The organism is Amycolatopsis panacis (assembly GCF_003600245.1).
Taxonomy (GTDB): Bacteria; Actinomycetota; Actinomycetes; order Mycobacteriales; family Pseudonocardiaceae; genus Amycolatopsis; species Amycolatopsis sulphurea.
Genome location: NZ_QZFV01000117.1, coordinates 1 through 12748 on the forward strand (window position 1 = coordinate 1; position 12748 = coordinate 12748).

Sequence of the window (12748 nt, forward strand, 5' to 3'; positions counted from 1 at the left end):
CCACATATCGCCAAGAAACTCCTGCGTCCCGTTATGACGCAGATACATGCACGCGATCTCCACCGCCCGGTGCAATCCACACGACTTCGGCCGCCCGATCTTCTTATTCCACGGCTCGGTCAACGATTCACGGACTCGCCACACAAGCTCCTGCATCTGCGACAACATGAGGCCTGTAGTACGATGGTAGCGCAACGGTTCTCCCGGGTATTGAGAATTCTTTGGTCGGAACTCTCAAATTTTCTCGCGAGGACCGTTGCCTTTCTCGGTGACACGCCGGAGTGGATCAGTAATTCACGTAATTACTCACAATGGTTTTGAATAACGCTCCTTGAACAATGATGTTGTTCGGACGGAACTCTTCGAGCTTCCCGGCGAGCGGGGGAAACATGCGGTGCCCCACGAAGGGGAGCGGATCCGAATCGGCGCGGGGGTCGGATTCAGTCACGATGCCGCGGGCCTCAGTGCGTACGCCAGGGCCGCCGCGGAGGCCAAGGACGATGGCGGCTTCATGCGTTCGATCGGGGTCTTCGTCGTCCTGATGGGGGTAGCGTCGGTCACCGTCGCTGTGGGGCTGGTGCTGGTTTTTGCCGAGGCGCCAAGCTGGCTGGTCGCCATCGGCAGTCTTGGCGCTCTGGTCCTTCTTTTTTGGGCAGTGCCGATGCTCAAACAGCTCGGCAGCTGACGGTCGCGGCCGGGCGGGTCCGGGCTTGGTCCGTCCGGCGAGATCGAGGATGCGGGTCCTTGCTCTTGTTTACCGGCGTACAGCTCGGCTCTGGGTGGAACGGGCCTCTTCGCCGCCTGCTGCGCCGGAACCCGCCTCGTGCGCTCCCGAGCCCCTGTGGCGAAGAACACCGGGATAACGGGTAAGTCTCAAGGTTGCCAAGGCGATACAACTCAACGAGACGGCAGCGCCGGCGTCCGGCCCCCTTCGACGCACTGCCCCTGGAGGAACCCTTGTCGCCCGCCGGTCGTGCCTCTGTCCGGTCCTGGCTCATCTGGCTCACCGCCGTCGCCGTGTACCTGCTCGCTGTGTTTCACCGGACTTCGTTCGGTGTGGCCGGGTTGCATGCGGCGGAGCGGTTTGGTGTCGGCGCTGCGGCGCTCGGAACGTTCACAGTGCTCCAAGTCGCCGTGTACGCGGCCATGCAGATCCCCACAGGAATTCTGGTCGACCGCTACGGTCCGCGGCGAGTACTTCTCACCGCGGTACTCGTGCTCGGCAGTGGGCAGCTTCTCCTTGGCGTCGCGAACACTTACGGCGTGGGCCTGCTCGCGCGCGGCGTACTCGGGTTGGGCGACGCGCTTACCTTCGTCAGCGTGCTGCGACTCATCGCGGCACACTTCCCGGGGCGGCAGTACGCGCTTCTGATGTCTTTCACGTCGGCTATCGGGTACGTCGGCAACCTCGTCGCCACCGTCCCGCTTACCCTGCTCCTCAACGGTCCAGGATGGACGTTCACCTTTGTCGCGGTCGGCGCGATCACGCTGCTGTACGCGGTCCCTGTCGCGCTACGCGTGCGTGACGTCCCGGCTGGTGCGCCGGAACCGGTGCGAGAGCCGGTGCGTGTCGCCGAACTGGGCCGGAGCGTCCAGGCTGCCTGGCGGGTGCCCGGCACCCGGCTGGGTTTTTGGGTGCACTTCAGCACGATGTTCGCGCCGAACGTGCTGACTCTCCTGTGGGGCGTGCCGTTCCTGGTACAGGGACAGGGAATTCCCCCGGCGACCGCGAGCGCGCTGCTGACCGTGTTCGTCTTCGGCTCGATGGCCGGGGGACCGATGCTGGGTACGGTGATCGGCCGCCGCCCGTCGCTGCGGATGCCGCTGGTCGGTGCGTACCTCGGCGGGGCGGCTGTGGTGTGGGCGCTGCTGCTCGGCTGGAGCGGCCCGCTGCCGCTGGGCGTGCTGGTGCCCGCGTTCGCTTTCCTGGCGCTGGGTGGTCCGGTGTCGATGATCGGTTTCGCGCTGGCGCGTGACTACAACCCGCTCGACCGCGTCGGCACTGCGACGGGCGTGGTCAACGTCGGCGGATTCGTGGCGACCACGGTGACTGCGCTGCTGATCGGCGTCCTGCTCCAGCTCACCGGTGGGAACTTCCGGCTGTCCCTGCTGTCGGTACTCGTGGTGCTGGCGCTGGGCACCTGGCGGATGCTGACCTGGTGGCGCCGCGCCCGCGCGCAGCTGTTCGCAGCCGAGGCCCGGGGCGAGCCGGTCCCGGTCCGCATCCGGCGGCACCGCTGGGACCACGCCCCGGTGCCCGCCTGATCCCGATCGGTAGGGTTCCGGCCGTGTCTCGCCCCCAGAAACCGCGCCGTCCCGTTCCGCCGCCCGGATTGCTCATCGTCGACAAACCGGCGGGGATGACTTCGCACGACGTGGTGGCGCGGGCCCGGCGGATCATGGGCACGCGCAAGGTCGGCCACGCCGGCACGCTCGATCCGATGGCCACCGGGGTGCTGGTGCTCGGCATCGAACGCGCCACCAAGCTGCTCGGCCACCTCGCGCTCGACCGCAAGACCTACCTCGCCACGCTCTCCCTCGGCCAAGCCACGACCACCGACGATGCCGAAGGCGAGATTCTGTCCACGGCCACCCCCGACGACGTTGCGGCCGTCACCGAAGCACAGCTCTCCGCGGGCGTCGCCGCGTTGACCGGGGATCTCCAGCAGGTGCCCAGTGCGGTGTCCGCGGTGAAGATCGACGGCAAGCGTGCGTACGCCCGTGTACGTGCGGGGGAGGACGTGGTCATCCCGCCACGGCCCGTCACGGTGCACCGCTTCGACGTACTGGGCGTACGCCGCGAAGACGACCGCATCGAACTCGACGCCGTCGTGGAGTGCTCTTCGGGCACGTATGTGCGCGCGCTGGCGCGTGACCTCGGTGCCGGCCTCGGTGTCGGAGGTCACCTGAAAGCCTTGCGCCGCACCACTGTCGGCCCGTTCACGCTCGCCAAGGCACGTACGCTCGACCAGTTGGAGGAGACGCCGGAACTCTCCCTGGACCTCGACGCCGCCGTCACCGCCGCCTTCCCGCGTCGCGATCTCGACGCGGCCACGGCGCGCGCGGTGCAGTACGGACGGCGTATCCCGGCGGGCGGTATCGAAGGCACCTACGGCCTGTTCGCTCCGGACGGGCACGTACTGGCGCTGGCCTCCGACGCAGAGGGAGTGACCCGTTCGGTGGTAGTGCTGCTGCCCGCATAGGGTGGAGCCGACAAGGGACCGGTGCAGGGAGAGTTGACGGCAGTGCAGCGGTGGCGTGGGCTCGGGGACCTCCCGGGCGGCTGGGGACGGTGCGTGGTCACCATCGGCGTGTTCGACGGCGTACACCGCGGACACCAGGAACTGATCTCCCGCACGGTGGCCGCGGCCGCCGAACGCGGGCTGCCCAGCGTGGTGGTCACCTTCGACCCGCATCCGTCCGAGGTGCTGCGGCCCGGCAGCCATCCCGCGCAGCTGACTTCGTTGCGGCGCAAGGCGGAACTGGTCGAGGGGCTCGGTGTGGACGTGTTCTGCGTCCTGCCCTTCACCCTGGAGTTCTCCCGCCTGAGCCCGCACGAGTTCGTGCACGAAGCGCTGGTGGACCAGCTGCACGCGGCTGCGGTGCTGGTCGGCGACAACTTCACCTTCGGCGCCAAGGCGGCGGGCAACGTCGCACTGCTGCGCGAGCTGGGCCGCCGCTTCGGGTTCGTCGCCTACACCGCGGAGCTGCAGGGCCGGTCGCTGGCCGAGCCCGGCGCGGAACCGCGAAGCGGTATCGACATCACCTTCTCTTCCACCTACGTGCGCTCGTGCATCGACGCCGGCGACGTGGTCGCCGCGGCGGAGGCGCTCGGCCGTCCGCACCGGCTGGAGGGCATCGTGGTCCGCGGCGACCGGCGTGGCCACGAGCTGGGCTACCCGACGGCGAACCTGTCCACCCCGCGGTTCGCCGCGGTTCCCGCGGACGGGGTCTACACCGCGTGGTTCACCCGGCTGTCCGAACCGGACCGGCGGCTGCGCGCGGCGGTGTCGGTGGGGACGAACCCGACCTTCTCCGGCCGTGAGCGCACCGTCGAGGCCTTCGTGCTCGACGTGGACGAGGACTTCTACGGACAGCACGTGGCGCTGGACTTCGTCACCCGCCTGCGGGACCAGGAACGTTTCACCACGTCCGCGGACCTGGTGGTCCAGATCGACGACGACGTCGCGCGCACCCGGGCCGCGCTCGGCTGACCGGGTACCCCCGGCCGGGGGCGGAAACGGACGTTCCGGCCCGCCGGAGCGGCCCGGATGGCAAGATGACCCGGGCGGCACGGGCCGCCGACGAGGGCCGGATACGGGGCGAGGGGGCACGGAACTGGTGGAGGATCAGAAGATCGTCCAGCGGAACATCACGCTGCAACGAGAGTGGTACGGCGAGCCGCTGGGGGATCGGGTACGCCGGCTGGTGGTGGCCTTCGACGTGTCCCAGGCCTTCCTGGCCGAGGTACTCGGGATCAGCGCGCCGATGCTGAGCCAGGTGATGAGCGGCCGCCGGGCGAAGATCGGCAATCCGGTGGTGCTCGCCCGGATGATCATGCTCGAACGCAAGATCCTGGTCCCCGCGGTCGCCGCGGGCGACCGCGACGCGATGCAGGCCGCGCTGGAGGACGTCCGCGACTCCCGGCCCACGGTCGGCCGCGACAACATCCCGCTGGGCTCCGACGAGCAGGCCGTGCTGAGCACCCTGCGCGACATCGCCGAGGACGAGGACCTCGCCGAGGCGGCGAAACGCCTGGACGAGGACTTCCCGGCGATCGCCGACCTGCTCCGCCGCGCCGGCCAGTAGCCCCCGCGATGCGGCTGTTCTGCGCGCTCCGCCCGCCTCCGGATGTGGCGGCTGCGGTGCGCGAGGCGCTCGGCGTTCCCGAGCCGGAGGACGGCGTGCCCGGTGCGCTGCGCTGGACCGAGCAGGCAGGCTGGCACATCACCCTCGCCTTCTACGCCGAAGGCGACCCCGCCGAACGCGTCGAATTCCTGGCCGGGGCACTGCACGGGCGCCCGGCGATCGACGTCCGGCTGCGCGGTTCCGGGACCTTCCCCGGCGTGCTGTGGCTGGCCGCCGAAGGCGACGGGCTCGCAGGGCTCGCGCGCGCCGCCGGAGCGGGGGACCGGCCATATCGCGCCCACCTCACCCTGGCCCGGCATGCCCGGGAACACCCGGGTCCGGCCGCGTGGTGGGCGGAGCGGCTGGCCGGGTTCGCCAGCCGGGACTGGACCGCGGCCGAGGTACTCCTGCTGGGCAGCGGAGGGACGCCGTATCGCACGGTGGGGCGGTTCGGCCTGCACCGTGTGTGAAGCGCCGGTGCAGCCTGCACCGTGCGTGAAGACCGTCCTCACCCGGCTGGTAACCTCGGTGAACGGGTCCGGCTGCAGTCCGTGGCGGCCGAGACCGGCTACCCGGCCGCGTGGCGCGGTGCGGGCCCCACGGCACCTAGATGCACAAGGAGCACCACCAGTGGCGCTGTCCACCGAAGAGAAGAAGACGATCCTCGCCGAGTACGGGCTGCACGACTCGGACACCGGATCCCCCGAGGCCCAGGTGGCCCTGTTGACCAAGCGGATCACCGGCCTCACCGAACACCTCAAGACGCACAAGCACGACCACCACTCCCGGCGTGGGCTGCTGCTGCTGGTCGGCCGTCGCCGCCGGCTGCTCAACTACACCGAGAAGGTGGACGTGGCGCGGTATCGCGAGCTGATCAAGCGGCTCGGACTGCGCCGCTAGCACGGGCGAGGGGGAGTGACCGGACCGGTCGCTCCCCCTCCGTGCAAGAACCACCAACACAGCGCGGGCGCGCTGGAGGACCTATCTTCGCCGGTCCTCGGTAGTGGTTCCCGGGTAAGGACCCGGGGGCTTCGATCGAAGACCGGCCGACATCCTCGAGCGTCCTCGGGCGAACCGGGTCCCAGGGTGGGAGACTCGCGCTGCTACGAAGGAACCAAAGAGGAGATTGACCCTATGACCGACTCCACCGGAGTCACCGTGTTCGAAACCGAAGCCGTGCTCGACAACGGCCGGTTCGGCACCCGCACTGTACGGTTCGAGACCGGGCGGCTGGCCCGCCAGGCGGCCGGTTCCGTGGTCGCGTACCTGGACGAAGAGACCATGCTGCTGTCGGCGACCACGGCGTCGAAGCACCCGAAGGAGCACTTCGACTTCTTCCCGCTGACCGTGGATGTCGAAGAGCGGATGTACGCCGCCGGCCGCATTCCCGGCGCGTTCTTCCGCCGCGAGGGCCGTCCCTCCACCGACGCGATCCTCACCGCCCGGCTGATCGACCGGCCGCTGCGCCCGTCCTTCGCCGACGGCCTGCGCAACGAGATCCAGGTCGTCATCACCGTGCAGAGCCTCAACCCGGACGACCCGTACGACGTGCTGGCGATCAACGCCGCCTCCGCGTCCACGCAGATCGCCGGCCTGCCGTTCTCCGGTCCGGTCGGCGGCGTGCGCGTCGCGCTGATCGAGGACCAGTGGGTCGCGTTCCCGACCTGGCCGCAGCTGGAGAAGGCCACCTTCAACATGGTCGTCGCGGGCCGGATCGTCGGTGACGACGTCGCGATCATGATGGTCGAGGCCGAGGGTACCGAGCACACCCTCGACCTGATCGCCGCCGGGTCCAAGGCGCCGGACGAGGCCTCGGTCGCCGAGGGCCTGGAGGCCGCGAAGCCGTTCATCAAGGCCCTGTGCGAGGCACAGCAGCGCCTCGCCGCCGACGCTGCGAAGCCGACCGGCGAGTTCCCGACCTACCCGGCCTACGAGCAGGACGTCTACGAGGCCGTCGCGGCGATCGCCACCGCCGACCTGGCCCAGGCGCTGCAGATCCCGGGCAAGCAGGACCGCGACAACGCGACCGACGCGGTCAAGGCCGCCGTCATCGAGAAGGTCGGCCTGGGCGAGGGTGAGGCCTTCGAGGGCCGCGACAAGGAGATCGGCGGCGCGTTCAAGGCGCTGACCAAGAAGATCATGCGCCAGCGCGTGCTCACCGAGAAGATCCGGATGGACGGCCGCGGGCTGACCGACATCCGCCAGCTCTCGGCCGAGGTCGCGGTGATCCCGCGGGCACACGGCTCGGCGCTGTTCGAACGCGGCGAGACCCAGATCCTGGGTGTCACCACGCTGAACATGCTCCGCATGGAGCAGCAGATCGACTCGCTGTCGCCGGAGACCACGAAGCGGTACCTGCACCACTACAACTTCCCGCCGTTCTCCACCGGTGAGACCGGCCGCGTCGGTTCGCCGAAGCGGCGTGAGATCGGCCACGGCATGCTCGCCGAGCGCGCGCTGCTGCCGGTGCTGCCGAAACGGGACGAGTTCCCGTACGCGATCCGCCAGGTGTCGGAGGCGCTGGGCTCCAACGGCTCCACCTCGATGGGCTCGGTCTGCGCGTCCACCATGTCGCTGTTCAACGCCGGCGTGCCGCTGAAGGCGCCGGTCGCGGGCATCGCGATGGGCCTGGTGTCCGACGAGGTCGACGGCGAGACCCGCTACGTCGCGCTGACCGACATCCTCGGCGCCGAGGACGCGCTGGGCGACATGGACTTCAAGGTCGCCGGCACCAAGGACATCATCACCGCGCTGCAGCTGGACACCAAGCTCGACGGCATCCCCTCCGAGGTGCTCGCGGGTGCGCTGAAGCAGGCCAAGGACGCCCGCTACACCATCCTCGAGGTGCTCGCCGAGGCGATCGACTCCCCGGACGAGATGAGCCCGTACGCCCCGCGCGTGACCAGCGTGAAGATCCCGGTGGACAAGATCGGCGAGGTCATCGGCCCGAAGGGCAAGATGATCAACTCGATCACCGAGGAGACCGGCGCGGACATCTCGATCGAGGACGACGGCACCATCTACGTCGGTGCCGCGGACGGCCCGTCCGCGGAGGCCGCGATCGGCAAGATCAACGCGATCGCCAACCCGCAGCTGCCCAAGGTCGGGGAGCGTTTCCTCGGCACCGTGGTGAAGACCGCCGCGTTCGGCGCGTTCGTCTCGCTGCTGCCGGGCAAGGACGGCCTGGTGCACATCTCCAAGCTGGGCAACGGCAAGCGGATCGGCAAGGTCGAGGACGTGGTCAACGTGGGCGACAAGCTCCGCGTGGAGATCGCCGACATCGACAACCGCGGCAAGATCAGCCTGATCGTGGTCAAGGAAGAGGACGCCGAGCAGTCCGGCGGGGACGCCGCCGAGCAGTCCGGCGACAAGGCCGAGGCGAAGTAAGGCCCGGGGTTCTCGCCCGGCAATCCGGCAAAACCGCCCGAAGGCCCCCTCTCCGCCGGGAGGGGGCCTTCGGCGCACGTACCGAAAAGGTTCCCATGGCACGGCAGGTTTCCGGGCACGAACAGCCCGTCGGCAGCACCCGCACGCTGGAGTCCACATCGGACGGTGCGCTGGTCAGGCGGAGCGTGCTCCCGGGTGGGCTGAGGGTGATCACCGAGCACGTCCCGGCCTCGCGGTCGGCGACCGTCGGGCTGTGGGTCGGCGTCGGCTCGCGCGACGAGCCGCTCGCCGTCGCCGGTGCCGCGCACTACCTGGAACACTTGCTGTTCAAGGGAACCCGCACCCGCGACGCCACGCAGATCGCGGAGGAGATCGACGCGGTTGGCGGGGAGTTCAACGCCTTCACCGCCAAGGAACACACCTGCTACTACGCGCAGGTGCTCGACGCGGACCTGCCGCTGGCCGTCGATCTGGTCACCGACGTGGTGTTCGAAGCGCTGTGCACCGACCAGGACATGGCCACCGAACGCAGCGTGGTGCTCGAAGAGATCGCGATGCGCGACGACGATCCCGAGGACCTGCTGCACGAGACGTTCGTGAGCGCGATCCTGGGGGACCACCCGCTCGGCCGTCCGGTGCTGGGCACCGAGAAGTCCATTACCGAGATGGCCCCGGCGGCGCTGCGCGGCTTCTACCGCCGTCGCTACACACTGCCGCGGATGGTGCTCGCGGTGGCCGGGAACGTTGCGCACGGCCAGGTGCTTCGCCTGGTCCGGCGGGCGATGCGCGACCGGCTCGGCGGCTCTGGCAGCCCCTTGGCGCCGCGGTCCGGGCGTGCCCGGCTCCGTACCGCGCCGAAACTGGCGTTGCACCCGGACGACACCGAGCAGGCGCACATGATGCTCGGCTTCGCCGCGCTGCCCCGGCACGACGAACGCCGGTTCACCCTGTCCGTGCTGAACGCGGCGCTGGGCGGGGGTATGAGTTCCCGGCTGTTCCAGGAGATCCGGGAACGGCGTGGGCTGGCCTACCAGGTGTATTCCTCGGTCGCGAGCTACGCCGACATCGGGCACCTGTCGGTGTACGCGGGTTGCCAGCCGGAGCGGCTGGGCCAGGTCGCCGGCGTGATCCGCGAAGTGCTCGACGGGGTGGCCACCGACGGCCTGACCGACGCCGAAGTGGCCCGTGCCAAGGGACAGCTGCGCGGCGGGATCGTGCTCGGGCTGGAGGACACCGCGGCCCGGATGTCCCGGATCGGCAAGAATGAACTGAACTACGCGAGCTACCTCGGCGTGAACGACACCGTCGCGCGCATCGCCGCGGTGACCACCGACGAGGTGTGTGCGCTGGCTCGCACTCTGCTGCGTCGTCCCGGTGGGGCGCCCGCTGCCGCGGTGGTAGGCCCGTACGCTCACGCCGATGACTTGCCCGACGATCTGCACGAGGTGATCGCGTCATGACCGAGTCCCCGATCCGCGTTGGCGTGCTGGGCGCGCGCGGCCGTATGGGCGCCACCGTGGTGCAAGCCGTGGAGGGTGCCGAAGACCTGCGTCTGGTGGCCGCACTGGACGCCGGTGAGGACCTTGCCGGGCTGGGCGACGCTCAGGTCGTCGTCGACTTCACCCACCCGGACGCGGTGATGGGCAGCCTCCGGCACCTGATCGGCCACGGCGTGCACGCCGTCGTCGGCACCACCGGGTTCACCGAGCAGCGGCTTGCCGAGCTGCGGGGGCTGCTTGCCGCGAAGCCGGAGCTGGGCGTGCTGATCGCACCGAACTTCGCGCTCGGCGCGGTGCTGGCGATGCGCTTCGCCACGCAGGCCGCGCGGTTCTACCCCTCGGCCGAGGTCGTCGAGCTGCACCACAATCGCAAGGCCGATGCCCCGTCCGGCACCGCGGCGCACACCGCGCGGATGATCGGCGCGGCCCGCGCCGAGGCCGGGCTGGCCCCCGGACCCGACGCCACAACGTCCGAAGTGGACGGTGCGCGCGGAGCAGAGATCGACGGCGTGCGGGTGCACTCGGTCCGGCTGCCCGGATTGGTGGCGCACGAGGAGATCATGTTCGGCGGTGAGGGGGAGACCCTGACCATCCGGCACGACAGCATCGACCGTTCGTCGTTCATGCCCGGCGTGCTGCTCGGCGTGCGCACGGTCGTCAGCCGCCCCGGCCTCACGGTCGGCCTGGAGAACGTGCTCGACCTGTGAAGGCCCGCAATGTCGCGCTGCTGCTGACCGCGGCGCTGGTGGTCTACCTCGTCCTGCTGGCCGACCGGGCCGTGGCGCTGCTGCGTACCGGCACCGGGGCCGGTATCGCGCTCGGGATCGGTGTGTTCCTGCTGCCGTTGCTAGGCGTGTGGATCGTCGCGGTGACCTGGCGCGCCGGCACCCAGATCCAGCGCCTGTCCCGCCGCCTGGACGCCGAGGGCGGCCTGCCCGACGTATCCGACCTGCCCCGCCGCCCGTCCGGCCGGGTCGACCGGGACGCCGCGGACGCGTGGTTCGAGCAACGCCGCGCCGAGGTCGAAGCCGACCAGAACGACTGGCGCGGCTGGTACCGCCTGGCCTACGCCTACGACATCGCCGGCGACCGCCGCCGCGCCCGGGCGATCATGCGCAAGGCCGTGGACCTGGAAGCCGCGGAACGGAAACAGGGGTCGGCCCCGAACTAGGGGCTGGTCACGTCCGCGCTGAACGGCTGTGAAGGGACCCTTCACGGACTCTGAGGCTGTGAAGGTTCCCTTCACAGCCGTTGCCGTGGGCGCGGACCCGCGGGAGTGGGTTATGCGTCGCGCCACGGCACCGTTTTGGGCAGCTTCCGGGTGCGCACGAATTCTCGCACCGCGGCGATCACTCGCTCGGCCGGTAACCCGCTCCCGGCCGGAAAATCCATCTCGCACGGCGCGGCAGGCGAGGCCGGGTCGCCGTCGGTCATGAGATATCCGGCGTCACCGGCGTAGAGCAGGTAGCCCCAGCCGTCTTGGACGTGCACATTGAGAGCCGCGTCCTCGCTTTGAATGGACGCTGTGTCGGCCCACGGCTCGGCGAGCAACTCGGCCAGCCGTGTCACGTCCGCGTCGTCGGCCAGCGGTAGCCGTTGGCCGCCCTGTACGCCGTCGCGGAAGGTGGGGACGCTCGCGGCCAGGGTCGTCATTGCTGCTCCGTTTCGGTACCGATGTACTCGGATACGGTGCCATCCGGTTGCGACCCGTAGACGTGCCCCCGGAGGCAGGATCCGGGCGAGATACTTGTCGCAGGTGAACGGGTCGTCACGGTCGAACTCGCGGGTGCCGCACACTTCCCGGTCCATCACTACAGTTTCGTCCCGCTGCTGGCGTTCCCCATTGCGACGGCCACCTTGACCTCGACGTGCCGGGCGAGCTGGGACGCCGGGCGTGGCAAGTCGTTGTCCCGGATGAATCGCAACGCCGCGTCGTGGAGTTCGTCCCGGCCGCTGGTGATCCGCACCTACCATCCGTCCGATCGCACCCACTCGCCGCGTGCCTGGCTCCCGGCTGTGCGGGACGTCCCGACCCGTTGCTGCGCTTGCGGTATCCGGTCCGAAGAGACCGGTGGCTCCGGCACGGCCGTGGCCGACGCGCCGGCCGGAGGCGACGCGTCCGCACCGAGTGCTTTCAGATAGCCGGTGAGCAACTGTTCCGCTCGCGTGATGGCGGCATGGCACTCGCCGATTCCAGCGACCACGATATCGGCGAGCGCGGGGAGTTGCGCCGTGGAGGGATCGCGGGTGCCCTCGACCAGCTGTCCCCAGAGGGGACCCACCTCACCGATGCCGCCATACCCGCGAGCGAGTGCGGTCCGCGCGGTCGCGATCTGCGCGAGCCCTTGCCGCACACGCGCGGCAAGTTCCTCGATTGATGCCACGTAACCCCTCACGTGACATGGGGCACTCAGTGCGGCCAGCCGCCGAACGCAGCCGGTGCTGCCGCGAGCAGGCTGAACCGCAGCCAGCGTCCGGCCAGCCCGGCGGCGAGGAAGGTGCACAGCCGCATCCGGACCATGCCGGCGAGCACGCTGGTGGCCATGAACGGCGGCAGGCCCACCACCGAGCTGACCCCGTACGTGGTCGCCATCCAGTGGGGATGCCGTTGGCAGCGTTCGCGCAGTGCCTCCACCTTCGTGCGGAGCACCTCGGTGCGCCGCTGCCAGCGGACCCGTCGCGGGGTGAGCGGGCGCTTCGCGTGCAGGCGGTCGTGCAGGACCCTCGGCAGCCGGATGCTGCCGCGCGCGGCCAGGTAGTACAGCAGTTTCCCGGCGATCTGGCCGATCGCGACCGCGCCGCCGAGCCACAGCCAGTGCGGGTTCTGCTGGCTGGCGCACAGCCCGATGACGAACAGTTCGGCGTTGACCACGGGCACGATCGCGGAGCCGAAGGCGACGGCGAAGGTCACGAGCAGCCAGCCCATCGCGCCCCCTTCGAGTGATCGTGGAAACCACGCTAGCAGCCGTCACGAAAAGGTCACGGGGGTTGGCCCCCGTATCCTCCCGGGGGTT

15 protein-coding genes are annotated in these 12748 nt (G+C 69.9%); 11 read left to right on the forward strand and 4 right to left on the reverse strand.

Annotated features, from left to right (window positions below; genetic code table 11):
* Positions 1-331 precede the first annotated feature (331 nt).
* The 11 genes from D5S19_RS25150 to D5S19_RS25200 all read left to right on the forward strand — a co-directional run bounded on the left by D5S19_RS25150 (position 332) and on the right by D5S19_RS25200 (position 10905).
* Positions 332-685 (forward strand): hypothetical protein, encoded by a 354-nt coding sequence (locus D5S19_RS25150; protein ID WP_147397508.1) that lies wholly within the window; start codon positions 332-334, stop codon positions 683-685.
* A gap of 272 nt (positions 686-957) precedes the next feature.
* Positions 958-2265, forward strand: coding sequence for an MFS transporter (locus tag D5S19_RS25155; RefSeq protein ID WP_120025868.1), 1308 nt, complete (start codon positions 958-960; stop codon positions 2263-2265).
* Positions 2266-2288: 23 nt separating this feature from the next.
* Positions 2289-3203, forward strand: coding sequence for a tRNA pseudouridine(55) synthase TruB (gene truB, locus D5S19_RS25160; RefSeq protein WP_120025869.1), 915 nt, complete (start codon positions 2289-2291; stop codon positions 3201-3203).
* Positions 3204-3245: 42 nt separating this feature from the next.
* On the forward strand, positions 3246-4214 hold the full coding sequence (locus D5S19_RS25165) for a bifunctional riboflavin kinase/FAD synthetase (protein WP_120025870.1): 969 nt from the start codon (positions 3246-3248) through the stop codon (positions 4212-4214).
* Positions 4215-4341: 127 nt separating this feature from the next.
* Positions 4342-4809: a helix-turn-helix domain-containing protein gene (locus D5S19_RS25170; protein WP_120025871.1), complete on the forward strand. Its 468-nt coding sequence runs from the start codon at positions 4342-4344 to the stop codon at positions 4807-4809.
* A gap of 8 nt (positions 4810-4817) precedes the next feature.
* A complete protein-coding gene (locus tag D5S19_RS25175; protein WP_120025872.1) occupies positions 4818-5318 on the forward strand; it encodes a 2'-5' RNA ligase family protein in 501 nt (166 codons plus the stop codon).
* 160 nt (positions 5319-5478) lie between these two features.
* Positions 5479-5748 carry a 30S ribosomal protein S15 gene (gene rpsO / locus D5S19_RS25180; protein ID WP_098514213.1) on the forward strand — a complete coding sequence of 90 codons (270 nt, stop codon included), beginning with the start codon at positions 5479-5481 and terminating at the stop codon, positions 5746-5748.
* Between the two features lie 234 nt (positions 5749-5982).
* Positions 5983-8235, forward strand: a complete 2253-nt coding sequence (locus tag D5S19_RS25185; RefSeq protein WP_120025873.1) for a polyribonucleotide nucleotidyltransferase — start codon at positions 5983-5985, stop codon at positions 8233-8235.
* A gap of 95 nt (positions 8236-8330) precedes the next feature.
* Positions 8331-9695: a M16 family metallopeptidase gene (locus D5S19_RS25190; protein ID WP_120025874.1), complete on the forward strand. Its 1365-nt coding sequence runs from the start codon at positions 8331-8333 to the stop codon at positions 9693-9695.
* Positions 9692-10441, forward strand: a complete 750-nt coding sequence (dapB, locus tag D5S19_RS25195) for a 4-hydroxy-tetrahydrodipicolinate reductase (protein ID WP_120025875.1) — start codon at positions 9692-9694, stop codon at positions 10439-10441. The genes D5S19_RS25190 and dapB overlap by 4 nt, the downstream gene beginning before the upstream one ends.
* Entirely contained in the window at positions 10438-10905 is a 468-nt protein-coding gene (locus D5S19_RS25200) for a hypothetical protein (RefSeq protein ID WP_120025876.1), read from the forward strand. The genes dapB and D5S19_RS25200 overlap by 4 nt, the downstream gene beginning before the upstream one ends.
* Before the next feature lie 110 nt (positions 10906-11015).
* Here D5S19_RS25200 and D5S19_RS32120 read toward each other — a convergent pair whose 3' ends face one another.
* The 4 genes from D5S19_RS32120 to D5S19_RS25215 form a co-directional block, all read right to left on the reverse strand.
* Positions 11016-11387 (reverse strand): Imm1 family immunity protein, encoded by a 372-nt coding sequence (locus D5S19_RS32120; RefSeq protein WP_158605638.1) that lies wholly within the window; start codon positions 11385-11387, stop codon positions 11016-11018.
* Between the two features lie 158 nt (positions 11388-11545).
* A complete protein-coding gene (locus D5S19_RS32125; protein WP_158605639.1) occupies positions 11546-11701 on the reverse strand; it encodes a hypothetical protein in 156 nt (51 codons plus the stop codon).
* Positions 11702-12118, reverse strand: a complete 417-nt coding sequence (locus D5S19_RS25210; protein ID WP_147397510.1) for a hypothetical protein — start codon at positions 12116-12118, stop codon at positions 11702-11704.
* Positions 12119-12144: 26 nt separating this feature from the next.
* On the reverse strand, positions 12145-12660 hold the full coding sequence (locus D5S19_RS25215; protein WP_120025879.1) for a YqaA family protein: 516 nt from the start codon (positions 12658-12660) through the stop codon (positions 12145-12147).
* Between the last annotated feature and the right edge of the window lie 88 nt (positions 12661-12748).